The organism is Paraburkholderia sp. CNPSo 3076, from assembly GCF_026343935.1.
GTDB classification, from domain to species: Bacteria; Pseudomonadota; Gammaproteobacteria; order Burkholderiales; family Burkholderiaceae; genus Paraburkholderia; species Paraburkholderia nodosa.
In genome coordinates this window covers 229455-255201 of sequence record NZ_JAPMAL010000002.1, presented here as the reverse complement: position 1 = coordinate 255201, position 25747 = coordinate 229455, and the positions used below count along the sequence as shown (strand labels likewise).

The window sequence follows — 25747 nt, the reverse complement described above, 5'->3', positions numbered from 1 at the left end:
TGTGGGTGGCAGCGCGCTCAGAGCTGTTTCATCAGCACGAGCGATTTGCGCTGCCAGTTATAGAGGCGGCGGCGGTCTTCGGGCAGGTCGTCCACCGTTGCCTTGACGAAGCCGCGCTTCAGGAACCAGTGTTCGGTGCGCGTGGTGAGCACGAAAATGCGTGTGAGGCCACGGGCCCGCGCGCGCTGCTCGATGCGGCGCAAGAGGCGTTCGCCGTCGCCGGAGCCCTGTGCTTCGGGCGAGACCGTGAGACACGCCATTTCGCCGATACGCTCCTGCGAATACGCGTAAAGCGCCGCGCAGCCGAACAGCACGCCATCGTGCTCGATCACCGAGAAGTGGTCGATGTCGCGCTCGATCTGGTGACGCCCGCGCCGCACGAGCGTGCCGTCAGTTTCGAGCGGCTCGATCAGCGTGAGAATGCCGCCGACGTCGTCAGGCGTAGCTTCGCGCAGGCTTTCCAGATTCTCGTAAGAGATCATGGTGCCCACGCCGTCGTGCAGGAACAGTTCGAGCAGCAAGCCGCCGTCGAGCGCGTAGGGAATGATGTGCGCACGGCCCACGCCGCCGCGGCAGGCGCGAATGGAGTGCTTCAGATAGAAGCCTTCGTCGCCGAGCACCGTGCCGCCTTCTTGCAGCTTGTAGGCGTCGTCGAGCGACATTTCGCGGATCAGTTCGCCTTCCTCGTCGATCAGGCCCTGCGTTTCCGTAAGGAAGACGATCTTGTCGGCGCGCAGCGCGATGGCCGCCGCCGAGGCGACGTCTTCCATCGACAGATTGAAGGCCTCGCCCGTGGGCGAAAAGCCGAGCGGCGAGAGCAGCACGAGCTTGCGGCTCGCGAGCGAGTGGCGGATCGAATCGGCGTCGATCTTGCGCACCACGCCCGTGTGCTGGAAGTCCACGCCGTCGAGAATACCGACTGGCCGCGCTGTCACGAAGTTGCCCGACACCACGCTGATGTGCGCGTGCGCCATGGGCGTGTTCGGCAGACCCTGGCTGATCGCGGCCTCGATATCGAGACGCACTTCACCGGCCGCTTCCTTCGCCGATTCGAGCGCGCGGGCATTGGTGATGCGCATGCCATGCGAGAACTCGGATTCGACGCCGTGCAGGCTCATCTGCTCCTCGACCTGAGGGCGCGAACCGTGCACGAGCACGATCTGGATGCCCATGGCCTGCAAGAGCGCGATGTCGGCGACGAGCGCGTTGAGCAGGTTCTGGTGCACGACCTCGCCGCCGAAACCGACGACGAAAGTCTTCCCCTGGAACGCGTGGATGTAGGGCGCGACCGATCGCATCCAGTCGACGAACTGCGCGTGCTGCGCGATGAGCTGCGAAGCGGAATCCGCAGCGGCCGTGGATGCCGGCGTGCTGCCGGTGGCGGGGACGAGGTCGGTTTGGGAATTCATGCCCGGGATTATAATGCGCCCCCATGTCGAATGTACCCAAAAGACCTGCCTCGGCGCAGGGCAGCAACACCCCGGCCGGGAAGGAAACGGCGCAGGACGGCGCGAAAGCGAAAAGCGCGTCGCAGAAGTATGGCGACGGGCAAAAGCTCGCGTCGACGGACAAGCTTGGCGCGCTGATGGGCGGCGGGGCGCTGGGCGGCGCGCGCGTGCAGGACAAGCGCGCAGAGCAGACGCAACCGCAGACGCAGCAGCAGACGCCGCCGCGCGCGGAGCAGCGCCCAGATCAGCGCCCAGATCAGCGCCCCGAGCAGGGAAGCGAAACGAAGGCCGCGCCGCAGTCACAATCTCCATCGCGAGGTGAACCGCGTACGGAGCGCAGCGCCGCGCAGCCGGCCAGGCCACGCGAGGTGCGCGACGATCGACGCCCGGCGCAGCGAAACGCGTCGCGAGACCGCTCCGGCGAATCGCGCGAGGCGCGCGCCGAGGCGCCGCGCAATCAACCGCCGCGCGCGCAGCAACCCCCGAAGCAGGCGAAGCCGCAGAACCCACCGAATCCGCAGCGACCCACAAAGCCGAAATCGGAACGCGCACCGCGCCCCGGCAACGAAGACGAACGTGAACGTGATCGCGCGCCGCGCGCCGAACGCCAGGAGCGTCCGCCGCGTGCACCACGCACGAGCGTCGAGCCGAACAAGGTGCCGCCCATCACGTTCCCCGAAGCGCTGCCGGTCTCCGGCCGACGTGAGGAAATCGCGCGTGCGATTGCGCAGAATCAGGTCGTGATCGTGAGCGGCGAAACGGGCTCGGGCAAGACCACGCAGTTGCCGAAGATCGCGCTCGCGCTGGGCCGCGGCCTCGGCGCGGGCGGCACGGGATTGATCGGCCATACGCAGCCGCGCCGGATCGCGGCTTCAGCCACGGCGCGACGCATCGCCGACGAACTCAATACGCCGTTCGGCGAAGTGGTCGGCTATAAGGTGCGCTTCACCGACAATCTCTCGCCGGGCGCCTCGGTCAAGCTCATGACCGACGGCATTTTGCTCGCGGAGACGCAAACCGATCCGCTGCTCAAGGCCTATGACACCATCATCATCGACGAGGCGCACGAGCGCAGCCTGAACATCGACTTCCTGCTCGGCTATCTGAAGGAGATTCTGCCGCGCCGGCCCGACCTCAAGCTGATCGTGACTTCGGCGACCATCGACGCCGATCGCTTCGCGCGGCACTTCGGCAGCGAGGAAAAGCCCGCACCGGTGATCGAGGTGAGCGGGCGGCTGTATCCCGTCGAGGTGCGCTATCGCCCGGTGCAGGAAGACAGCCCGGCGGTGAAGAACGCGCAGGGCACGACGGGTCGCGAAAAAGGCGCGAAGTCGCAACGCGATACCGATCGCGACCTGATGGAAGCGATCGTCGATGCCGTCGACGAACTCTGCCGCGAAGGCTCGGGCGACGTGCTCGTGTTCCTGCCCGGCGAGCGCGAAATCCGCGACGCAGCGGAAGCGCTGCGCAAGCATCATCCGCCGCACACGGAAATCCTGCCGCTGTTCGCGCGGCTTTCCGCGCAGGAGCAGGAGCGCGTATTCAAGCCGTCGAACGCGCGCCGCATCGTGCTCGCGACCAATGTGGCCGAAACGTCGCTTACGGTGCCGGGCATCCGCTACGTGGTCGATACGGGCCTCGCGCGCGTGAAGCGCTACTCGTACCGCAACAAGGTCGAGCAGTTGCAGATCGAGTCGATTGCACAGGCGGCGGCGAGCCAGCGCGCGGGCCGTTGCGGGCGTGTCGCGGACGGCATCTGCATCCGGCTTTACGAGGAAGCGGATTTCATCGCGCGGCCGCGCTTTTCCGATCCGGAAATCCTGCGCTCATCGCTCGCCGCCGTGATTCTGCGCATGAAGTCGCTGCATCTCACGGCGATCGAGACGTTCCCGTTCATCGAGCCGCCGCCGGGCCGCGCGATCGCCGACGGCTATCAGCTGCTCAACGAGCTCGGCGCCGTGGACGACGACAACGCGCTCACGCCGCTCGGCCGCGAACTCGCGCGCCTGCCGCTCGATCCGCGCGTGGGCCGCATGATTCTCGGCGCACGCGACGAGCAGGCGCTGCGCGAGGTGCTCATCATCGCGAGCGCGCTTTCGGTGCAGGATCCGCGCGAGCGGCCGATCGAGGCGCAGGAGCAGGCGGACCAGGCGCATCGCCGTTTTGCCGACGAGCGCTCCGAGTTTCTCCAGTGGCTCAAGATCTGGGCCTGGTTCGAAGAGGCCGTCGCGCACAAGAAGTCCAACCGGCAGCTGCTCGATGCCTGCCGCGCGAATTTCCTCTCGCACCTGCGTCTGCGCGAATGGCGCGACGTGCATTCGCAATTGCTGACGGTGGTGCGCGAGCATGGCTGGCGCATCAACGAAGCGGATGCAACCTACGAGCAGATCCATCACTCGCTGCTCACGGGCCTGCTCGGCAATATCGGCCTGAAGGCCGACGACGAGCCGCATTACCTCGGCGCGCGCGGCATCAAATTCCATCTGTGGCCGGGCTCGGCGCTCGTGAAGAAGGCGGGGCGCTGGGTGGTGGCGGCCGAACTCGTCGAAACGAGCCGCCTCTACGCGCGCTGCATCGCGAAGATCGAGCCCGAGTGGCTGGAGAAGGTTGGCGCGCATTTGCTGAAGACGTCGCTCTCCGAGCCGCATTGGGAAAAACGCGCGGCGCAGGTGAGCGCGTTCGAGCGCGGGGTGCTGTATGGCCTGACGGTGTATCAACGCCGGCGCGTGGCGTTCGGCAAGCAGGACCCGGCGCGTGCGCGCGAACTCTTTATTCGCGGCGCGCTCGTGGAAGGCGAATTCGACACGAAGCTCGCGTTCTTCGCGCACAACCGCAAGCTGCTCGCCGATATCGAGCAACTGGAACACAAGTCGCGCCGCCAGGACGTGCTGGTCGACGATGAGCTGATCTACGGCTTCTACGATCAGGCGATTCCCGAAGGCATTTACTCGGGGGCGTCGTTCGAGCGCTGGTATCGCGACGAGGTGAGGAAGGGCGGCCAGCCCGAGGACAAGCTGCGTCTTTTGTACCTCTCTCGCGACGACCTGATGCGCCACGAAGCAGCGGGCGTGACGACCGAGCTGTTCCCGAAGCGCATGACGATGTCGGGCGTGGCGATGGCGCTCACGTATCACTTCGAGCCGGGCTCGCCGCGCGACGGCGTGACGCTCGCGGTGCCGCTCTACGCGCTCAACCAGGTCGATGCACGCCGCTGCGAATGGCTCGTGCCGGGTATGCTCAAGGAGAAGGCGCAACTGCTCCTGAAGTCGCTGCCGCAGAAGCTGCGCCGCCACTGCGTGCCGCTGCCCGAGTACGCGGCCGGCTTCGCGGAGCGCGGGGGCGGCGAGCGTTTCGGTGCGGGCGGGCTCATGGAAGCGCTGATCGCCGACGTGCGCGAGCAAAAGCAGATCGCCCTGAAGTCCGCCGATTTCAAGCTGGAGACGCTGGCCGCGCACCTCTTCATGAACTTCAAGGTGATCGACGAGCACGGTCGCCAGCTCGCGATGGGCCGCAACCTCGCGCAAATGCGCGCCGAACTCGGTGCGCAGGCGCAGCAGCAGTTTCAGAAGCTTGCGAGCGCGACGGCGCTCGCCGCGCTGGAAACGCATGCGCAGGGCGGTGAGGCACCGCAGAACGCTCCGGTCGAGCGCGCCGCAAACCACCACGCGCCGCAAAAGAGCAATGCGCCTCATACGCCCGCGACGGGCGACGCAACGCCCGCCACGGCGCTCTACGAAAACCTCTCGACGTGGAATTTCGGCAAGCTGCCCGAGCTGCTGGAAATCCGCCGGGGCGGACAGACGCTGTTCGGCTATCCGGCGCTCGTCGATCGCGGTACGCATTGCGACGTCGAGGTGTTCGATTCGCCGGAGGAGGCCGCGCGCATCCATCGCGCGGGGCTGCGCCGGCTCTTCGCGCTGCAGCTGCGCGAGCCGATCCGCTACCTGGAGAGGAACCTGCCGGGTCTGCGCGAGATGGCGATGCAGTTCATGGCGCGCGCCACGCAGGAAGAGCTGCGCGACCAGCTGGTCGAACTCGCGCTCGATCGCGCCTGCCTGCAAGACCCGCTGCCCGACGACGACGCGAGCTTCCACGCGCGCAAGGACGAAGGCCGCGGACGTCTTTCGCTGCTCGCGCAGGAAATCGCGCGTCTGGTGGGGCAGATTCTCGCGGAATACGCGTCGTTGGCCAAAAAACTCGTGCAGGCCAAGGCCTTCGGCGCGCCGGGGGCGGACATGCAGGCGCAGGTCGACGCGCTCATCGGCAAGCGCTTCATTCTCGAGACGCCCTACGCGCAGCTCGTGCATTTCCCGCGCTACTTGAAGGGCGTCGCGCTGCGTATCGACAAGCTGCGCGCCGACCCCGCGCGCGACGCGCGCCAGGCCGCCGAATTCCAGCCGCTCGCGCAGCAGTATCAGCGCGCGCTCTCGCAGCGCGGCGGCGTGTTCGATCCGCGTCTCTCGGAGTTCCGCTGGCTGCTCGAAGAGCTGCGCATCTCGCTCTTCGCGCAGGAATTGCGCACGCCGATGCCGGTTTCGGTCAAGCGCCTCCACAAGGTATGGGAATCGATGCAGCGATAAGGCGCATTACGGGCCATAACAGTTGTTCGAATTGTTCGAAAAAGGGGCGCTTAATTGCGCCCCTTGCATATTTCAAGGGCTCTACGTCAACCTTGCGTGCGGGTAGACGTTCTACAATCACGAATCTGCCCGGGAACGATTCTTCATGTCGAACAACAACACTTTTAGCCGCGTCGCCGCCAAGGCCGCAACGTTTGCACTCGCTTGCGCAGCGACGCTTGCCACCTTCGCCTCCACGGCCGCTTACGCGAACAACATCATCGTCCTGAATTCGGGCGAAGCCACGCTGAGCCTCATCGACGACAAGACGCACGAAGTCGTCGGCACCGTGCCCACGGGCAAGGAACCGCACCACCTGTTTCCCACGCCGGACAACACCTCGCTGATCGTCGCGAACTCGGTGTCGAACAACCTCCTGTTCGTCGATCCGAAAACCGGCAAGCCGCAGCGCTGGGTCGAAAACGTCGAAGACCCGTATCAGCTCGGCTTCTCGCCCGACCGCAAGTGGTTCGTCACTACGGGCCTGCGCCTCGACCGCCTCGACATCTACAACTACGCGGGCGGCAGCAACATCACGCTCGCCAAACGCCTGCCGCTCTCGGCCATGCCGAGCCACCTGGCGTTCACGAACGACAGCCGCACCGTGTTCGTTTCCCTGCAGGTCTCGGGCGAAATCGCCGCGGTCGATCTGCCGACGCAGAAGGTGCTCTGGAAGATGAAGGTCGGTGCCGCACCGGCAGGCCTGTGGCTCACGCCCGGCGACAAGTACCTGCTCATCGGCATGACGGGCGCCGACTACGTGGCGGTGGTGGACTGGCGCAACCAGAAGATCGTCAAGACGATCCAGGTGGGCAAGGCCGCGCACAACTTCCGCTCGCTCGTGGACGGCCGCCACGTGCTGGTGTCGAGCCGCGTGGCGAACGTCATCAGCATCATCGACGAGGACACGCTCGAAAAGACCGGCGAGATCAGCGGCCTGATGCCCGGCCCCGACGACATGGAGCTGACCGCCGACAAGCGCTACCTGTGGGTGACGTTCCGTTTCGCGAAGCACATCGGCCTCATCGACATGCAAACCCGGAAGCTCATCAAGACCATCGCCGTGGGCCGCTCGCCGCACGGCATCTACTTCTACGATCGCGCGCCCGTCACGGCGCCGAACGGGGCTTAAAGCAACGGGGCGCGCGCATGGATACGGTGGCGTCGTTGCTGGCCTTCGTCGCGCACGCGGGGCAGTCCGTGGTCGCGTCGGCAGACGACCTCGTCTCCTGGCTGCAAACGCTCCTCTACATCAACGTCATTCAGCCGCTGCTCTTCCGCGTCGGCATGATGAACGTGGACGAAGAGACCTACGACGCGCTGTACTGGGTGATCGTGGGCCTGCTCGAAGTGGGCCTGATGTACACGCTGCTGCGCCCGCTCGAAGCGCTCGCGCCCGCGGAGAAGTGGCGCGACCGCAAGGGTGTGGGCGTCGATGCGCTCTACACGTGGGTCACGCGCCTCGGCATTCTGAACCTGCTGTTCTTCTTCACGATGCAGCCGTTCTTCGACCGTGCGCAGAGCGCGCTGCGGCTCATGGGCGTGAAGACGGTGGATCTCGACAATCTCTGGCCGGGCGTCACCACGCAGCCGCTCGTGGCGTTCGCGATCTACCTCGTGGTGCTCGACTTCTTCAGCTACTGGTACCACCGGCTTTCGCATCGTTACGGCATCTGGTGGGAGCTGCACGCCGTGCATCACAGCCAGCGCAAGATGTCGCTCTGGTGCGATGACCGCAACCACCTGCTCGACGTGATCGGACAATCATGCATGTTCGCCGCCGTGGCGCTCGTCATCGGCGTGCCGCCCGCGCAATTCGTGGTGCTCGTCGCGCTCACGAACTTCGTGCAGAGCGTGCAGCATGCCAATATTCGCGCGCATTTCGGCTGGCTCGGCGAGCGGCTCGTGGTGAGCCCGCGTTTTCACCGCCGCCATCACGCCATCGGCGATGGCCACGAAGGCACCCACTATGGCTGCAACTTCGGCGTGCTGTTCCCCTGGTGGGACATGATGTTCGGCAGCGCGTCGTTCAATCGCGAGATCGAGCCCACGGGCATTCGCGACCAGCTCGAAGGTGCGCGCTATGGCGAGGGCTTCTGGGCGCAGCAGGGTTATGCGTTCACCCGCATCGCGCGGCGCCTGCGTTCGCGCGCCCATGCTGCCACTGGCGCGCCAGCCGAGGCGCGCGACGACGCCACCGTGACCTGAGCGCCGGCGCGGCGTCCTTGCCCTTCCTCTCACCCGTCTTACCCGCCGTGCGCGCGGTGGTTTATGCTGTTGGCTTGGTCGCACCGATTTCGCCGACACCGTGTTCTCTACCTGTCCTTTTCGCCGTATTCCGCTCGCATGAATGACCTGTTGCGCTCGTTCGGACGCGCGCTCGCGAGCGTGTTCCATCCCGCCATGCTGCTCCTCACCTTCGTGCCATTTCTCGTGGCGGCGGCGGTGTGGGGCGCCGTGCTCTACGTGTTCTGGCAGCCGCTGCTCGACCTCATGCGCGGCGCGCTCGCGAACTGGTCGTCGACGGCCTACCTCTATCATCTATTCGACGCGCTCGGCTTCGGCTGGCTGCGTGCGACGATCGCGCCGTTTCTCGTCATCATCCTGACGATTCCGCTCATCGTGATCTCGGTGCTGCTGCTGATCGTCGCGATTTCGATGCCGCGCGTGATCCGCCATCTTTCGAATCGCCAGTACGGGATGCTCGAGGAGCGGCGCGGCGGCAGCTGGTACGGCAGCCTGTTCTATTCGCTTGTCACGACCCTCGTCTGCCTGATCGTGATGATCGTGACGCTGCCGCTATGGCTCATTCCACCGTTCTTCGCGCTCATTCCGCCGCTGTTGTGGGGCTGGCTCACGTATCGGGTGATGACCTACGATGCGCTCGCACTGCACGCAAGCGTGGAGGAGCGCCGCGCGCTGGTGCGCAGCCACCGCCTGCCGCTGCTCGTGATTGGCGTGGTAAGCGGACTGCTCGGCTCGCTGCCCACGGCGATCTGGGCCGTGTCTGCGTGGCTGCTGCTGTTCTTCCCGGTGCTGGCGGCGGTGACCATCTGGATCTATGCGTTCATTCTGGTGTTCACGGCGCTCTGGTTCGGGCACTACTGCCTGCGCGCGCTTCAGCGCATGCGCGCGCACGAGGTGCAGCAGGCGTCCGGTGACGTGACGATCGTGCACTAACGCTTAATCATCAAGACAATCCAACGAGGCGACCCATGGCATTTGGCGTCATCATCATCGGCGACGAAATTCTCTCGGGGCGCCGCTCCGACAAGCATCTGCCGAAGGTCATCGAACTGCTCGGCGCGCGCGGCCTTTCGCTCGAGTGGGCCCAGTACGTGGGCGACGACCCCGAGCGCATCACCGAAACGCTGCAGCGCTCGTTCGCTTCGGGCGACATCGTGTTCTCGACGGGCGGCATCGGCGCGACGCCGGACGACCACACGCGCCAGTGCGCCGCTGCGGCGCTGGGCGTGCCGCTCGCGTTGCACCCTGACGCCGAGGCGGCGATCCGCGAGCGCATCCGCGACATGCACACGGGCGCGGATCCCGTGAACTACCGGTCGCCCGAGAACCTGCACCGCTTCCAGATGGGCACGTTCCCGCAGGGCTGCGAGATCATCCCGAACGGCTACAACAAGATTCCGGGTTTTTCGATTCGCGATCATCACTTCGTGCCCGGTTTCCCCGTGATGGCCTGGCCGATGATCGAGTGGGTGCTCGACACGAAGTACGCGCACCTGCATCACCAGACGCCGCACGCCGAGAAGTCGCTGCTCGTGTTCGAGCTGCCGGAGTCGACGCTCACGCCGCTCATGGAGCGCATCGAGCGCGATTTTCCGGGCGTCCGGGTGTTCAGCCTGCCGAGCGTGGGCGATACGGAACGCGGCGGCATTTATGCGCGCCGGCACATCGATCTGGGCGTGAAGGGCGAGCCCGAGGCCGTCGCGGCCGCCTTCGTGAAGCTGCGCGAAGGCGTGCACGAGCTGGGCGGCGATGTGGTCGAGCCGGCGCCGCCGGGCGAGGGCACGCCCGATCGCGAGCGCCGCAGCGGGTCGCGCGCCGGTTTTTGAATCAGCGTGTGAGGGTGAGCCGCGTAAGGCTCCGGGCCAGGCGGCGCATCATCGGCATGTCACACGGGGCGCTCAGAGTGGCCCGCTGGGTTGGAGCGCAGCGGTCTTAGGCGCCGATCCACGGCAGGCCTCGGAAGCACCAACCGGTGACGGTCTTGCGGTGCCCCTGGCCGTCCTTGTCGCCTTCGAAACCTTCGAGCAGGTCATAGGCCTTCGTGAAGCCGGCCTTTGCGGCCTCGATGGCGGCGAGCTTGGAGCGCGCGGCGCTGCGGCACAGGAACAGCACGGGCGCGTCGGCTTCCACGGCGCTCTTGAGCTGGGTGAGGAACTCGGCGTTGGGCACGCCGCCCGGATAGCGGGTCCATTCGACGTGCGAGTATTGGCCGTCGCCCACGACGGGACGGCCGACCCAGTCGAGTTCAGCGCGCGTGCGCACGTCGACGAGGCGCGCGCGCGGGTCGAGCTGCAGAAGCTCGAATGCCTCTGCGGGCGATACCGCGCCCGCGTAGGGCAGCTGGTTCTCGACGCGGCGCTTCTCCGCTTGGGCGTACAACTGTTCGAGCGTACTCATGACAACGGATCTCCTGTTTCGCGTTGGACCAAAAAACCATTCTAGCGCGCGGGGACGGAGCGGGTAGGACGGTTCGGCCAAGGCGAAACCGTATCTGCGCGATGCTTTGGGCCGATACAAAGGGTGGAATGCATTGAAATGGTGCGTGAGAGGTGTTTTGCACCATAATGAAGAGAGATTCGCGCGCCAAATTCGGGATTGCACGAATTTGGTGCCGATGAGCCGCCACGCTGGCGGCTCCACAAAAGCGCGGCGCACGATTTTTGACTCCAAGTGCGTGTCGCGTAAGGGTTTTGCGCCACGTTGGCGCATGCATGGCATGGAAGCTGCTTTATATGTCTCGATCGATCGCAGCCGGCCAGTCGAGGTCAGCAGGACAGACCTGGGAAGGAGGCGGCCGGCGGGGATCAACAAGATTGGGACGGCGGCAGCGTTCGCCGAAATCGTTAATCAGGAGAATAGGTTATGAGTAAATCCGTGGCCGACGTCATGCAACTCGTCAAGGACGAAGACGTCAAGTTTGTCGACTTCCGCTTCACGGACACGCGCGGCAAGGAGCAGCACGTTTCGGTTCCGCTGTCGGCATTCGACGAAGACAAGTTCGAGTCGGGTCATGCGTTTGACGGTTCGTCGATCGCCGGCTGGAAGGGCATCGAAGCCTCGGACATGCTGCTCGTGCCGGACCCGAACACGGCCTTCATCGACCCGTTCTACGAAGAATCGACGCTCGTGCTGACCTGCGACGTGGTCGAGCCGGCCGACGGCAAGGGCTACGAGCGCGATCCCCGCTCGCTCGCCAAGCGCGCTGAAGCCTACCTGAAGAGCACGGGCCTGGGCGACACCGCCTTCTTCGGTCCGGAGCCGGAATTCTTCATTTTCGACTCGGTCCAGTGGAGCGCTGACCAGTCGGGCTGCTTCGTCAAGATCGGCTCGGAAGAAGCACCGTGGTCATCGGGCAAGGAATTCGAAGGCGGCAACACGGGTCACCGTCCGGGCACGAAGGGCGGCTACTTCCCGGTTGCGCCGGTCGACTCGTTCCAGGACATCCGCTCGGAAATGTGTCTGCTGCTCGAGCAGATCGGCATTCCGGTCGAAGTGCACCACCACGAAGTGGCGGGCCAGGGCCAGAACGAAATCGGCACGAAGTTCTCGACGCTGGTTCAGCGCGCGGACTGGACGCAGCAACTGAAGTACATCGTCCACAACGTCGCGCACACGTACGGCAAGACGGCGACGTTCATGCCGAAGCCGGTCGTCGGCGACAACGGTTCGGGCATGCACGTTCACCAGTCGATCTGGAAGGACGGCCAGAACCTGTTCGCGGGTAACGGCTACGCAGGTCTGTCGGAATTCGCGCTGTTCTACATCGGCGGCATCATCAAGCACGCTCGCGCGCTGAACGCCATCACGAACCCGGGTACGAACTCGTACAAGCGTCTCGTGCCGCACTTCGAAGCGCCGGTCAAGCTCGCTTACTCGGCACGCAACCGTTCGGCATCGATCCGTATTCCGCACGTGTCGAACCCGAAGGGCCGCCGTATCGAAACGCGCTTCCCGGATCCGCTCGCCAACCCGTACCTGTGCTTCTCGGCACTGATGATGGCAGGTCTGGACGGCGTGCAGAACAAGATCCACCCGGGCGAAGCCGCCGACAAGAACCTGTACGACCTGCCGCCGGAAGAGGATGCAAAGATCCCGACCGTTTGCGCAGGCCTCGACCAGGCTCTCGACGCGCTCGACAAGGATCGCGAGTTCCTGACGCGCGGTGGTGTGTTCACCGACGGCATGATCGACGCGTACCTCGCGCTGAAGGAAAGCGAACTGCAACGCGTGCGTATGACCACGCACCCGGTCGAGTTCGAACTGTACTACTCGCTGTAATTGGCGATGGCGCTTCGCTGCACGCTACACAGCGAAGCGCCGGTTCAGTTTCTTCGACTCGCAGGACGCGGGCGCGTTGGGTCTCCAAGGGACGGCGGTGCCGTCCCTTTTTCGTTGGGCCGCCTTGTCGCTTGTCGACGAGGTGTATGACCCGCTTGTTGACCAGCGTATTGACCAGCGTATTGACCAGAATTAACGACCAGGACCGTTGCTGGTGCGCCGCATGGCGGCCGGCCTGAAACATGGTGCTCAAGAATCTGATCAAGGCAAGAAAGGGCCACGCCGAACCGCTCTCCGACGACGCGCCGCTCGTCGAGTCGGGCCTGTTGCCCGGCTTCGAGGCGTTGCCCACGGTCGTGCTCGTGCTCGACAAGCGCACACTGCGTGTCGCCTTCGCGAATCCTTCGGCGGAGGCGATGCTCGATCTCTCGCGTCGTCAACTCGCGCAGATGGCATGGTCCGATCTCTTCTCGAACGCGGACGAACTGCTCTCGACGATCGCATCGATCGCCGAGCATCGCTTTCACGCGACGCGGCTCGACGCTTCGCTGGAACGCCCCGGACGCGAACCGCTGAACGTGCATGTGGTCGTGGGTTTTCTCGAAAGCTCGCCCGATTACGTGCTGCTCGAGCTTTTCGAGAACGAGCGGCACCTGCGCAGCGACCGCGAGGAGCGCATTCACGACCTCACGGCGGTGAACAAGCATCTGATCCGCAATCTCGCGCACGAGATCAAGAACCCGCTCGGCGGTATTCGCGGCGCGGCGCAGTTGCTCGAATTCGAACTCGGCGCGCTGGAGCGCGACGAGCTGCGCGAGTACACGCAGGTGATCATCAAGGAGTCGGACCGCCTGCAGACGCTCGTCGACCGGCTGCTGGAGCCGCACCGGCATCCGCATATCGTCGGCGACGTGAATATTCACGAAGTGTGCGAGCGCGTGCGCGCCGTGATCCTCGCGGAATTCCCGCGCGGCCTCACCATCGAGCGCGACTACGACGTGAGCGTGCCCGACCTGCGCGGCGACAAGGAGCAATTGATCCAGGCACTGCTGAACATCGTGCGCAACGCGGCGCAGGCGCTGCGCGAGCGCATTTCGCAGGGCGACGCGCGCATTGAATTGCGTACGCGCATTGCGCGCAAGGTCACGATTTCCAAACGATTGTGCAAGCTGGCATTGGACTTGCATATCACTGACAACGGACCCGGCATTCCCGAGGATATTCGCGACCGCATCTTCTATCCGCTCGTCTCCGGACGCGAGGATGGCAGCGGTCTCGGCCTCACGCTCGCGCAGACGTTCGTCCAGCAGCACGACGGACTGATCGAAGTGGATAGCCGGCCGGGCCACACCGAGTTTCAGATATTGCTGCCGCTTGATAGTTGAATCGATAGCTAAACCTGAATTTAGATTTACCGATACCGCACGCCACCAGGACTTCTGACCGATCTTATGAAGCCGATCTGGATAGTAGACGACGACCAATCGATACGCTGGGTGCTCGAAAAGGCCCTTGCCCGCGAGAACTTCGCCACCCGCAGCTTTTCGAACGTGCGCGAAGCCGCGAGCGCGCTCGATCACGACAACCCGCAGGTGCTCGTTTCCGACATCCGCATGCCGGGCGGCTCGGGCCTCGAGCTGCTGCAAACCGTGCGCGAGCGCGTGCCGGGCTTGCCCGTCATCATCATGACGGCGTTCTCCGACCTCGACAGCGCGGTCGCCGCGTTTCAGGGCGGCGCGTTCGAGTATCTCGCCAAGCCGTTCGACGTCGACAAGGCCGTCGAACTGATTCGCCGCGCCGTGGATGAAAGCATGCGTGGCGAGCAGCAGTGGGACGAGCGTCCCGCCGAGGCGCCCGAGATGCTCGGCCAGGCGCCGGCCATGCAGGACATGTTCCGCGCCATCGGGCGGCTTTCGCATTCGGCGGCGACCGTGCTCATCACCGGCGAGTCTGGCACCGGAAAGGAGCTTGTCGCGCGCGCCTTGCACCGACATAGCCCACGCGCGAACGGGCCGTTCATCGCGCTGAACACTGCGGCGATCCCGAAGGATCTTCTGGAATCCGAACTGTTTGGCCACGAACGCGGCGCGTTTACCGGCGCGCAGGCCATGCGCCAGGGCCGCTTCGAGCAGGCCGAGAACGGCACGCTGTTCCTCGACGAAATCGGCGACATGCCGTTCGACCTGCAAACGCGTCTCTTGCGTGTGCTCTCTGATGGGCAGTTCTACCGCGTGGGCGGGCACAACCCGCTGCGTGCGAACGTGCGCGTGATCGCCGCGACGCACCAGAACCTCGAAACGCGCGTGCGCCAGGGGCTGTTCCGCGAGGACTTGTATCACCGGCTCAACGTGATTCGCCTGCGTTTGCCTGCGCTGCGCGAGCGCAGCGAGGACATTCCGCTGCTCGCGCGCCACTTCCTCCAGAAAAGCGCGCGCGAGCTGGGCGTGGAGCCCAAGCGCGTGTCGGACGAGGCGCTTGCGTGGATGTCGTCGCTGCCGTTTCCGGGCAATGTGCGCCAGCTCGAGAATCTCGCGAACTGGCTCACCGTGATGGCGCCCGCGCAGACGATCGAGATCAAGGATCTGCCACCTGACCTCGTGCCTGCGCACGGCTCGGCGGGAGCGGCGGTGCATCTCACTGAGGCTTCGGCCGCTTCCGAAGCGGGCGCGGGAACCAATGGCGCGGGCGGCATATCGCCGGTTGCGGGTGCCGTGGCGGGCGCGGGCTTGCTCGGCGGCGTCTCGGGCGGCGTGGTGTTCGGCACGCCCGCGTTCGGCGCGTCCAACGGCACCGCTGCCGCTGTCTCGCCGCTGAGCGTGTGGGAGAGCGGTCTGCGCACGGAAGTCGCGCGTCTCTTGCGCGAAAACAGCGCCGACGTCATGGACGAACTCTCGCGCCGCTTCGAAGCCGCCGTGATCCGAGAGGCGCTCGACTTCACGCGCGGGCGCAAGGTCGAGGCGGCCGAGCGTCTTGGCATCGGCCGCAACACCATCACGCGCAAGATCCAGGAGCTCAATCTGGAATGAGCGTGTATTAGCATGTGGCATCGGGCCGGCCTCGCGCAACGCGAGTCGGCCCGATGCGCAGTGCACCGGCGCGCACACAGGGCATAATCGACGCTGTTTTCCTGTCGACGACCGATCATGCCCGTGACTTCTCCCTGGCCCACCGAGGCCGATCCGTTCCTTTCGCTCGAATCGCTCGACGACCCCGCCGTCATGGCCTGGGTCGAATCGCAGAACGCGCGCACGCGCGCCGCGTGGCAGGGCGGTGCGCGTTTCGAGGCGCTCGAAACGCGCCTCGCGCAGGCCTACTTGCCGCGCGAGCGGCCCGTGATCCCGAGCCGCTGGCAGGAGTGGGCCTACGACCTCTGGGAGGACGAGGACAATCCCAAGGGACTGTGGCGCCGCGCGCTCTGGGCCGACTGGCGCGCCCACAAGCCGCAGTGGCAAACGCTGATCGACTTCGACGCGCTCGGCGCGAAAGAGGGCATGCCATGGGTGTGCGCGGGCATCGACATCCTCTACCCGGACGGCGACCGCGCGCTGATCCAGCTTTCCGATGGCGGCTCCGACGCGGTCATCGTGCGCGAGTTCGACATCGTGAAGCGCGAATTCCTCGACGATGGCTTCGCCATTGCGAAAGAAGGCAAGCACATCATTTCGTGGATCGATCGCGATACCGTGTACCTGGGATGGGACGCGGGCGGCAAGAGCGGCAAGAAGATGCTCACGCGCTCGGGCTATCCGCGCGAGGTGCGCCGCTGGACGCGCGGCACCGCGCTCGCCGACGCGCCCGTGGTGTTCAGCGGCGAGTTCGGCGACATCAGCGTGGAGGGCGACTACGATCCGGTCGAGAAGCGCCACGACGTGGTGCGCAGCGTCGACTTCTTCGATTCATACACCTATCGTCTCGATGGACGTGGCGCCTGGCAGGTGTACGACGTGCCTACGCATGTCTCGGTCGGCGCGTGGCACGGCTGGCTGCTGCTCGAGCCGCGGCTCGACTGGAGCGTTTCGGGCGTCACGCACAAGGGCGGTGCGTTGCTCGTGATCCGCGAAGACGCTTTCCTCGCGGGCGATCGCGCGTTCACGACGCTCTTCACGCCCACGCCGGTTACGTCGGCATGCGACTGGACCAATACGCACAACGTCTTGCTCGTCTCCTGGCTCGACGATGTCGAGAGCCGCACGATGCTCTGGCAGCCGCACCAGGAAGATAGCGCGTGGCGCTGGGAGTCGCGCCTGTTCCCTGCGCGTGCGAGTTCGCAGGTGGATGTCTCGCCCATCGAAGACACGCTCAACGACGAGGTATTCGTCGACGTCGACGATTACCTGCTGCCGCCCGAATACTGGCTCGCCGATCTCGCGCAAACTGATCTCCAGCAGTGGGAATTGCTCGACCGCTGGCCCACGCAGTTCGATTCCAGGCCGCTCACGGTCATCCGCTCGCACGCGCGCTCGGCGGATGGCACGAGCGTACCGTTCACCGTAGTTGGCCCGAAGGCCGTGCTCGAAGGCGAGTCACGCAAGGCGGCGCCGTGCCTGCTGACAGGCTACGGCGGCTTCGCAATCGCGCTCACGCCGCAATATCTCGTGAGCTCGGGGATCGGCTGGCTGGAGCAGGGCGGCGTGGTCGCGATTGCGCACATCCGCGGCGGCGGCGAGTACGGCACCGCCTGGCACGTCGAGGCGCAGCGCGAGCATCGCCAACGTTCGTTCGACGACTTCATCGCGGTGGCCGAGCAGCTGGTCGCCGATGGCTATACGAGTGCCGCGCAACTGGGCATCAAGGGCGGCAGCAACGGCGGGCTGCTCGTGGGCGCGTGCATGGTGCAGCGCCCCGAGCTGTTCGGCGCCGTGGTGTGCGAGGTGCCGCTGCTCGACATGCAGCGCTACCCGCTGCTGCATGCGGGTGCGTCATGGATCGACGAATATGGCGATCCTGAGGATGCCGAAGAATCACGCGCGCTAGCTGCCTATTCGCCTTACCACCATGTGAAGCCAGGTGTCGTGTATCCGCCGTCGCTGTTCACGACTTCGACGAGCGATGACCGCGTGCATCCCTCGCACGCGCGCAAGATGGTTGCGCGCATGGAGCAGCAGGGGCACGCGAATGTCTGGTATCTGGAGAACACCGAAGGCGGTCACGGCCCCGGCAGCGATTCGCTCGAGCGCGCGGAGTATGACGCGCTCGTTTATCGCTTTCTGTGGACCACGCTCGCGGGGAACTGGTAGGGCGCGCGTTCAGCCCGCAATATCGAGCGTGGCGATCACCGGTGTGTGATCGGACGGCTGTTCCCACTTGCGTGGGACCTTGTCCACTTCGCACGCGGTGAGGTGCCCGGCAAGCGCGGGCGCGAGCAGGATATGGTCGATGCGCAAGCCCGCGTTGCGGCGAAACGCGAACATGCGATAGTCCCACCACGTGAAGAGTTTTTCGGGCTGCTCGAACTGGCGGAACGCATCGACGAAACCCAGTTCGATCAGGCGGCGAAACTGCGCGCGCTCCTCGGGCGAGACGAGGTTCTGGCCTTCCCAGGCCTTCGGATCGTGCACGTCGCGGTCTTCGGGCGCGATGTTGTAGTCGCCGAGCAGCGCGAGCTTCGGGTAGCGCTGCATTTCCTGCGCGAGCCAGTCGTGCATGGCGTCGAGCCATTGCAGCTTGTACGCGAACTTTTCGGTGCCGGGCGCCTGGCCGTTCGGGAAGTACGCGCTCACCACGCGCACGTCACCGATGGTCGTGGCGATCACGCGCTGCTGCGGATCTTCGAAGCCCGGAATGTTGCGCACGACCGTGGCTTCGTCGACGAAGAGGCCTTCGCGCACGAGGATGCCCACGCCGTTATAGGTCTTCTGGCCCGCGAACCAGCTGCGATAGCCGTGTGCCTCGAGATCGGCGCGCGGGAACTTGTCGTCGGTGAGCTTGAGCTCCTGGAGGCAGAGCACGTCGGTCTTGCTCTCGTTGAGCCAGTCGATGACGTGCTGCAGACGGACCTTGAGGGAGTTGACGTTCCACGTGGCGATTTTCATGTGAGGCTCGATAGGGTGACGGTGTGCATTCGGTGCACTTCGGCGCCATTATCGCCTGCTTCGCAAAGCGGGCAACAGTTGCCTCACCATTGCTCCAGCCACGGCCGCAGATCGAGTTCGTGCGTCCAGGCATCGCGCGGCTGCTGGTGCAGTGTCCAGTAGGCGTCGGCGATGTGCTCGGGGTTCAGGATGCCGTCGCGTTCCTTGAGCTTGTAGCGCTCGGGAAAATTCTCGCGGATGAACTCGGTGTCGATCGCGCCATCGACAATGATCTGCCCGACGTGAATGCCCTGCGGCCCGAGTTCGCGCGCCATCGACTGGGCGAGGGCGCGCAGCGCGTGCTTCGCGCCCGCGAACGCCGCGAAGCCCTCGCGCCCGCGCAGGCTCGCGGTGGCGCCCGTGAAGAAGATCGAACCGCGCTCGCGCGGCAGCATGACTTTTGCGGCTTCGCGACCCATCAGGAACCCGGCGAAACAGGCCATTTCCCAGACCTTGTGATAGACGCGCGCCGTGGTTTCTGTAATGCCGAAGCGCACGTTCGCGCCGATATTGAAGATCGCCACCTCGACGGGTGCGATGCGCGTCTCGATGTCCGCGAACAGCGCGATCATGTCCTCTTCCTTGCGCGCGTCCGAGCCGAAGGCGTGCGCTTCGCCGCCCTCGGCTTCGATCTGCGCGACGAGCGGCGCGAGTTTGTCGGCATTGCGGCGCGTCACGCATGCAATGTAGCCCTCGCGTGCGAAGCGGCGCGCGATGGCGCCTCCGGTGGCGTCGCCTGCGCCGATTACCAGTACGGCTTTCTTTTGCGTCATGGTGCTTGTCTCACTGTCGATTACAGCGGCCCGGTTTCAGGTATCTTAGGACGTCCGCGCGCCCGGGCAAAGGCGCGCGTATTCACATAAGGGAGACACGATGGCTGACATCAAGGTGCAGTTTCTGTTCGACTTCGGTAGTCCTAACGCTTACCTGTGCCACAAGGTGATCGGCGGCATCGAAGCGCGCCAGCAGGTGCGTTTCGAGTATGTGCCGATCCTGCTTGGCGGCCTTTTCAAGCTGAGCGGCAATCGCTCGCCGGCCGAGGCGTTCGCGGACATCGAGAACAAGCGCAAGTTCATGATGCTGGAGATGCGGCGCTTCATCGGGCGGCATGGGCTGGCGGCCTATCGGCACAATCCGCACTTCCCCGTGAACACGTTGCAGATCATGCGCGGCGCAATTGCGGCGCGGCGCTTCGGCACGTTCGAGCGGTACGTGGACCGCATGTTCGCGCACATGTGGGAAGAGGGCCTCAAGATGGACGACCCCGCCGTGATCCGCGCGGCGCTCGAGGCGGACGGCCTCGACGCCTCGGCGTTCGAAACGGCGATTCAGGACGCCGATGTGAAAGCCGCGCTGCTCGCGAACACGCAGTCGGCGTTCGAGCGCGGCGCGTTCGGTTCGCCGACGTTCTTCGTCGGCGAGGAAATGTACTTCGGCAAGGATCAGCTGCGCGATGTCGAAGAGGAAATCGCGCGCGTGAAGTCGCGCGCATAAAACGCGGCGGTTCATCACGAGGCGAGGCGGACGGGCCATGATCGCTCCCGCCTCACGCCGCGCATCAAAGCGCGGCTTGTTCCACCGTTTGTTCCTCGGCTTGCGGCGCAGCGACCACGCCCAGACGCACGCGCGCCGCCTCGTATTCGCGCTTCAAACGCGCGATGAGTTCAGCTGCCGGCACGATGCTCTTCACCGCGCCAATGCCCTGGCCCGAGCCCCAGATGTCCTTCCACGGCTTCACGCGCGTCGAGCCGAAATTCATCGCCGACGGATCCGACTGCGGCAGCGCCTCCGGATCGAGACCGCTCGCCACAATGCTCTGGCGCAGATAGTTGCCGTGCACGCCCGTGAAGAGATTCGAGTACACGATATCGCCCGCGCCGCACTCGACGATCATTTGCTTGTACGCGTCGATGGCATTCGCTTCATGCGTGGCGATGAACGCCGAGCCGATATAGGCGAGATCGGCGCCCGCCGCCTGCGCCGCGAGAATCGCGTTGCCGTTGCCGATCGCGCCCGACAGCAGCAGAGGGCCGTCGAACCATTCGCGAATCTCGTGGATGAGGGCGAACGGCGAGAGCGTGCCCGCATGGCCGCCCGCACCGGCGGCCACGGCGATCAGGCCGTCCGCGCCTTTCTCGATGGCCTTCTTCGCGAACGTGTTGTTGATGACGTCGTGCAGCACGATGCCGCCCCACGCGTGGATCGCGTGGTTGACCTCTTCGCGCGCGCCGAGCGACGTGATGACGATCGGCACCTTGTATTGGGCGCACACGCCAAGGTCGTGCTCGAGGCGGTCGTTCGACTTGTGCACGATCTGGTTGACGGCGAAGGGCGCCGCCGGGGCGTCCGGATGCTTCGCGTTGTACTCGGCGAGTTCAGTGGTGATGCGGTCGAGCCATTCACCGAGCACGTGTTCAGGGCGCGCATTGAGCGCGGGGAAGGAGCCGACGACACCCGCCTTGCACTGGGCGATCACGAGATCGGGATTCGAGATGATGAAAAGGGGCGAGCCGACGACCGGAATCGACAGGCCGCGGCGCAGCACGGCGGGCAGGGACATCCTATCTCCTTGACTGGGGCGGCCGCCGGGTGCGGCTGCCGTCGCGTGGTTCGATGCGCCGGCGTGCGCGCCGGCTGGCAGGCTCAAACATAGCAAAGCCGTCGAAACTATGCAACCAGTTGCATAGTGGAAAAATTCGGTCCGTAACAGATCCGGCATGGGGCGGGGCGTGGTTTAGAATCGCCGCATGTCGACGCCGCATGCCATCCTCATCGCCTTGCTGGAAAAGCCTTCGTCGGGCTACGACCTCGCGCGCCGCTTCGATCGCGCGATCGGCTACTTCTGGCACGCCACGCATCAGCAGATCTATCGCGAGTTGGGCCGCATGGTCGAGGCGGGGTGGGTGTCGGTCATCGAGGACGAGACGGCCGCCGCGTCGCGCAAGAAGGTGTATTGCGTGTTGCCTGTGGGGCGCGATGAAGTGGTGCGCTGGGTGCGCGAGACGGCGCTCGACCTCGACTCGCGCAACGTGTTTCTGCTCAAGTTGCGCGCCGATGCTGTGATCGGGCCGCTCGGCCTCGCTGAGGAACTCGCGCGGCTCATCGAAGAAAATCGCGCGCGGCTCGCGACCTATCGGGAGATCGAGCAGCGCGATTTCGGCGCGGCTTCGCTCACGCGCGGGCAGCAGTTGCAGTACGCGATCCTTAAGGCGGGCATCCATACGCAAGAGATGTGGCTTGCCTGGGCGGAAGAAGTGCGGGCGCTGGTGGAACCCACGCAGGCGTGGTGAAATTTGCCAGGTTGTCCGAAGTAATTCTCGTGTCGCGATTGCCTGCCCGACGGTGTCCGAACGCGCGATGTTTCGATCGTGTGAAAAAGACCCTTGACGGAGTGATCCCGGCACCCTATAATTCTTTTCTCTGACGGACGCGGGGTGGAGCAGTCTGGCAGCTCGTCGGGCTCATAACCCGAAGGTCGTAGGTTCAAATCCTACCCCCGCAACCAAACGTCTTAAGCAGCAAGGCCTCGTGCCAATCAATGAACCCGCTCTGAGCGGGTTTTTTGTTTTCTGCAGCTCAAAGCTGCAACGAGCGCCCTCGCGAGGCGCCTGCCTCGCTCCCAATCGCCCAATCCACGGCGGCCTGCGCGTGCAACGCGGTGGTGTCGAACATCGGCAGTGCCGAATCCTTCTGTCCGATTAGCAGCGTGATTTCCGTGCAGCCGAGAATGACCGCCTGCGCGCCGCGTGCCGCGAGGTCTTCGATCACGCGCTGATACACGCGCCGCGACTGCCCATCCACGTTGCCGTGACACAGCTCGTCGTAGATGATCCGGTGCACGTCCGCGCGATCGTGTTCGTTCGGCACGATCGCTTCGATGCCATGCGCCTCGCGCAATCGCCCCATGTAGAAGTCTTGTTCCATCGTGTAGCGCGTGCCGAGCAGGCCCGCTCGCGTGAATCCCGCGGCGCGCAGCGCCTGGCCGGTCGGGTCCGCGATATGCAGGAAGGGGATCGAGATCGTCGCCTCGATCGCCGAGCGCACGCGGTGCATCGTGTTTGTCGCAAGCAGCACGATATCGGCGCCGCCGCGTTCGAGCTGTTGCGCGGCCTCGGCCATCTGCACGCCTAGCGCGTCCCAGTCGCCCGCGCGCTGGAGCGCTTCGACCTGCGCGAAGTCCACGGTCACCATCAGGCTGCGCGCGTTGTGATGGCCGCCCAGGCGCGCCTTCGCGTGGCGGTTCAGCAGCCGGTAATACTCGGCCGACGATTCCCAGCTCATCCCTCCAATCACGCCGATCGTTTTCATCGATTCGTTCCTTACTCTCGTGGCCTGTTCAATCCGCACGAGTATAGGCCCGCGCAGCCAGCAGTCCAGAGACGGTCTGGCCGATCCGAAACGGTACGGGAGCCGATAAAGGGCACGGGCACTTGTCTTGAAAATAATACTGTGTTTTTGTACAGTATCGGGACCGTGAACGCGCCTTCTTCCAACCTCGCGCCGCCGGCCGCGCCCGACTCGGGACGCTCCGCCGCCGCGCTAGCCGCCGCCGCTCGCAAGATCATCCATTGCGACTGCGACTGCTTCTATGCGTCGGTCGAAATGCGCGACGACCCCTCATTGCGCGGCCGTCCGCTCGCGGTGGGCGGACGGCCCGACCAGCGCGGCGTGATCGCCACCTGCAACTACGAGGCGCGGCGCTTCGGTATTCATTCGGCGATGTCGTCGGCGCTCGCCATGCGCAAGTGTCCCGAACTGCTGATCCTGCCCACGGCGATGGAGAAGTACCGCACCGCCTCGCGCGAGATCATGGCGATCTACCGCGACTACACCGCCGACGTCGAACCGCTCTCGCTCGACGAAGCCTATCTCGACGTCACGCGCGCCCCGCGCTGCAAGGGCAGCGCCACGCTGATCGCCGAGGAAATTCGCGCGCGCGTGCGCGAAACCGTGGGCGTGACGGTATCGGCCGGCGTGGCGCCGAACAAGTTCATCGCAAGGATCGCATCGGACTGGAACAAGCCCGATGGCCTCTTCGTCGCGCGTCCGCCTGAAGTCGATGCCTTCGTCGCTGCGCTGCCCGTGCGCAAGATCCACGGCGTCGGCAAGGTCACGGCGGCGAAGCTCGAAAACCTCGGGCTCACCACCTGCGCGCAACTGCGCACGTGGTCGCTGTTCGATCTGCACCGGCATTTCGGCGTGTTCGGCAAGCGGCTCTACGAACTCGCGCGCGGTATGGACGACCGGCCCGTGCGCGCCAATCAGGAGCGCAAGTCGGTGAGCGTCGAGACGACCTACGTGAACGATCTGCTTACGCTCGAAGCGTGCAGCGAGGAGCTCAAGCGTCTTGCGGTGCTGCTCGACGCGCGCATCGAACGCGCGGGTTGCGCGCACGCGGTGCGCAAGCTCTTCGTGAAGATCCGCTTCGCCAACTTGCAGCGTACGACGGTCGAGTGGGTGGCCGATGCCACCGATGTGCGCACCCTCCTGCTGATGCTCGAAAAAGGACTCGCGCGGCGCAAGCTGGCGGTGCGTCTGCTCGGCGTGGGCGTGCGGCTCGAAGAGGACAACCCGGCGTTGCGCGGGCAGTTCGCGCTCTTCGACGACGATCCCGCGGAAGACGATGGCCCGAGCGCGCTCGTGTGACGCCTTCGCGTGGATGCGGGCCACGCGGCTGGCGGCGCGAGTCTGGCGCCGATAGAATCGACGCGAGCGGAAATGAAAGCGCCACGCCGCCACGCCAGAACAAGGAGCCGCAGATGGACCTGATCATTCGCCGCGCGGTGCTCGCGCATGCGCATCCCGCCGGGTATCCCACGGTGGATATCGGCATCGAGGGCGAGCGCATTACGGCCGTGGAGCCGCATCTCACGACGGCGGCGCGCGAGGAGATCGATGCCGCGGGTGCGCTCGTGAGCGCGCCGTTCGTCGATGCGCATTTCCACATGGACGCCACGCTCTCGTATGGCCTGCCGCGCGTGAATGCCTCGGGCACGCTGCTGGAGGGCATCGCGCTGTGGGGCGAGCTCAAACCGCATCTCACGCAGGAGGCGCTCGTCGAACGCGCGCTGCAGTACTGCGACTGGGCCGTCGCGCGCGGGCTCCTCGCGATCCGCTCTCATGTCGATGTGTGCGACGCACGGCTGCTCGCGGTCGAAGCGCTGCTCGAAGTGAAGCGCCGTGTCGCGCCATATCTCGATCTCCAGCTTGTGGCGTTTCCGCAGGATGGCGTATTGCGCAGCCCCGGTGCATTCGACAATCTCAAGCGCGCGATCGCGATGGGCGTAGACGTGGTGGGCGGCATTCCCCACTTCGAGCGCACGATGGTGGAGGGCGCCGAATCGGTGCGCCTGCTCTGCGAGTTCGCCGCCGACAAGGGCCTGCGCGTGGACATGCATTGCGACGAATCCGACGACCCGCTCTCGCGCCACATCGAAACGCTCGCGGCGCAAACGCATCGGCTGGGCCTGCATGGGCGCGTGGCCGGGTCGCATCTCACGTCGATGCATTCGATGGACAACTACTACGTGAGCAAGCTGATACCGCTCATGCGCGAGTCGGGTGTCGCGGCGATTGCGAATCCGCTCATCAATATCACGCTGCAAGGGCGCTCCGATACCTACCCGAAGCGCCGCGGCATGACGCGCGTGCCCGAGTTGATGGCGGCAGGCGTGACGGTGGCGTTCGGCCACGACTGCGTGATGGACCCGTGGTACAGCTTCGGCTCGGGCGACATGCTCGAAGTCGCGCACATGGGTCTGCATGTCGCGCAAATGACGGGCACCGACGCCTCGCGCGCCTGCTTCGACGCGGTGACTGTGAACGCCGCGACGATCCTCGGCCTCGAAGGCTACGGCGTGGCGCCCGGTTGCGCGGCGAACCTCGTGGTGCTCGACGCGGGCGACGCCATCGAGGCGATCCGGCTGCGCGCGGCGCGGCTCGCGGTCGTGAGCCGGGGCAGGGTGGTGAGCCGGCAACCCGCGCAGCGCGCGGCGCTTGCGCTCGAAGGACGGCCGCAAAGCGTCGATTTCAGGCTGCATCGATAAAACGCGGGGCAATAAAAAAGCGCGCATGGGTCGCAACC

Annotated in this window: 19 protein-coding genes and 1 tRNA gene; 14 read left to right on the top strand and 6 right to left on the bottom strand. The window is 65.3% G+C overall.

The features are described 5' to 3' along the window. Positions 1-17 precede the first annotated feature (17 nt). Positions 18-1409 (bottom strand): amino-acid N-acetyltransferase, encoded by a 1392-nt coding sequence (gene argA / locus M3A49_RS03445; RefSeq protein ID WP_028204207.1) that lies wholly within the window; start codon positions 1407-1409, stop codon positions 18-20. Positions 1410-1432: 23 nt separating this feature from the next. Here argA and hrpA point away from each other — a divergent pair, with 23 nt between their 5' ends. From hrpA to M3A49_RS03420, 5 genes are all read left to right on the top strand, one after another. Further along, complete coding sequence (hrpA, locus tag M3A49_RS03440; RefSeq protein WP_266227473.1) at positions 1433-6028, top strand: ATP-dependent RNA helicase HrpA; 4596 nt, start codon at positions 1433-1435, stop codon at positions 6026-6028. Between the two features lie 145 nt (positions 6029-6173). Then, positions 6174-7199: a beta-propeller fold lactonase family protein gene (locus M3A49_RS03435; protein WP_266227472.1), complete on the top strand. Its 1026-nt coding sequence runs from the start codon at positions 6174-6176 to the stop codon at positions 7197-7199. Positions 7200-7216: 17 nt separating this feature from the next. Continuing rightward, positions 7217-8275, top strand: coding sequence for a sterol desaturase family protein (locus tag M3A49_RS03430; RefSeq protein ID WP_266227471.1), 1059 nt, complete (start codon positions 7217-7219; stop codon positions 8273-8275). Positions 8276-8413: 138 nt separating this feature from the next. Then, entirely contained in the window at positions 8414-9247 is an 834-nt protein-coding gene (locus M3A49_RS03425; protein ID WP_266227470.1) for an EI24 domain-containing protein, read from the top strand. 35 nt (positions 9248-9282) lie between these two features. After that, positions 9283-10140: a competence/damage-inducible protein A gene (locus M3A49_RS03420; protein WP_266227469.1), complete on the top strand. Its 858-nt coding sequence runs from the start codon at positions 9283-9285 to the stop codon at positions 10138-10140. 106 nt (positions 10141-10246) lie between these two features. On the opposite strand, the gene M3A49_RS03415 is transcribed toward M3A49_RS03420, so the two are convergent. After that, on the bottom strand, positions 10247-10711 hold the full coding sequence (locus M3A49_RS03415; RefSeq protein WP_133181498.1) for a rhodanese-like domain-containing protein: 465 nt from the start codon (positions 10709-10711) through the stop codon (positions 10247-10249). A gap of 465 nt (positions 10712-11176) precedes the next feature. On the opposite strand from M3A49_RS03415, the gene glnA reads away from it, so the two are divergent. From glnA to M3A49_RS03395, 4 genes are all read left to right on the top strand, one after another. Beyond that, complete coding sequence (gene glnA / locus M3A49_RS03410) at positions 11177-12592, top strand: type I glutamate--ammonia ligase (RefSeq protein ID WP_254352876.1); 1416 nt, start codon at positions 11177-11179, stop codon at positions 12590-12592. Positions 12593-12834: 242 nt separating this feature from the next. Beyond that, positions 12835-13977: a nitrogen regulation protein NR(II) gene (gene glnL / locus M3A49_RS03405; RefSeq protein WP_133181494.1), complete on the top strand. Its 1143-nt coding sequence runs from the start codon at positions 12835-12837 to the stop codon at positions 13975-13977. A gap of 66 nt (positions 13978-14043) precedes the next feature. Next, positions 14044-15618, top strand: a complete 1575-nt coding sequence (gene ntrC / locus M3A49_RS03400) for a nitrogen regulation protein NR(I) (protein WP_266227468.1) — start codon at positions 14044-14046, stop codon at positions 15616-15618. Between the two features lie 117 nt (positions 15619-15735). Beyond that, on the top strand, positions 15736-17829 hold the full coding sequence (locus tag M3A49_RS03395; RefSeq protein ID WP_266227467.1) for a prolyl oligopeptidase family serine peptidase: 2094 nt from the start codon (positions 15736-15738) through the stop codon (positions 17827-17829). A gap of 9 nt (positions 17830-17838) precedes the next feature. Here the strand turns inward: M3A49_RS03395 and xth are convergent, their stop codons facing one another. Then, on the bottom strand, positions 17839-18624 hold the full coding sequence (xth, locus tag M3A49_RS03390; RefSeq protein ID WP_254341206.1) for an exodeoxyribonuclease III: 786 nt from the start codon (positions 18622-18624) through the stop codon (positions 17839-17841). Positions 18625-18707: 83 nt separating this feature from the next. Continuing rightward, positions 18708-19436 (bottom strand): SDR family oxidoreductase, encoded by a 729-nt coding sequence (locus M3A49_RS03385; protein ID WP_266227466.1) that lies wholly within the window; start codon positions 19434-19436, stop codon positions 18708-18710. 100 nt (positions 19437-19536) lie between these two features. On the opposite strand from M3A49_RS03385, the gene M3A49_RS03380 reads away from it, so the two are divergent. Then, positions 19537-20157, top strand: a complete 621-nt coding sequence (locus tag M3A49_RS03380) for a 2-hydroxychromene-2-carboxylate isomerase (RefSeq protein WP_266227465.1) — start codon at positions 19537-19539, stop codon at positions 20155-20157. 64 nt (positions 20158-20221) lie between these two features. On the opposite strand, the gene M3A49_RS03375 is transcribed toward M3A49_RS03380, so the two are convergent. Further along, positions 20222-21223, bottom strand: coding sequence for an NAD(P)H-dependent flavin oxidoreductase (locus M3A49_RS03375; protein WP_266227464.1), 1002 nt, complete (start codon positions 21221-21223; stop codon positions 20222-20224). A 187-nt stretch (positions 21224-21410) separates the two neighbouring features. Between M3A49_RS03375 and M3A49_RS03370 the strand changes: the two genes are divergently transcribed. Together M3A49_RS03370 and M3A49_RS03365 are read left to right on the top strand one after the other, a co-directional pair. Further along, positions 21411-21953 carry a PadR family transcriptional regulator gene (locus M3A49_RS03370; RefSeq protein WP_266227463.1) on the top strand — a complete coding sequence of 181 codons (543 nt, stop codon included), beginning with the start codon at positions 21411-21413 and terminating at the stop codon, positions 21951-21953. A 138-nt stretch (positions 21954-22091) separates the two neighbouring features. Then, positions 22092-22168: transfer RNA gene (locus M3A49_RS03365), tRNA-Met, on the top strand. 71 nt (positions 22169-22239) lie between these two features. Here M3A49_RS03365 and M3A49_RS03360 read toward each other — a convergent pair. Beyond that, positions 22240-22971 carry an aspartate/glutamate racemase family protein gene (locus M3A49_RS03360; protein ID WP_266227462.1) on the bottom strand — a complete coding sequence of 244 codons (732 nt, stop codon included), beginning with the start codon at positions 22969-22971 and terminating at the stop codon, positions 22240-22242. Between the two features lie 165 nt (positions 22972-23136). Here M3A49_RS03360 and dinB point away from each other — a divergent pair, with 165 nt between their 5' ends. Next, a complete protein-coding gene (gene dinB, locus M3A49_RS03355; protein ID WP_416338908.1) occupies positions 23137-24309 on the top strand; it encodes a DNA polymerase IV in 1173 nt (390 codons plus the stop codon). A 113-nt stretch (positions 24310-24422) separates the two neighbouring features. After that, positions 24423-25709: an amidohydrolase family protein gene (locus tag M3A49_RS03350; RefSeq protein WP_266227461.1), complete on the top strand. Its 1287-nt coding sequence runs from the start codon at positions 24423-24425 to the stop codon at positions 25707-25709. Positions 25710-25747: the final 38 nt, after the last annotated feature.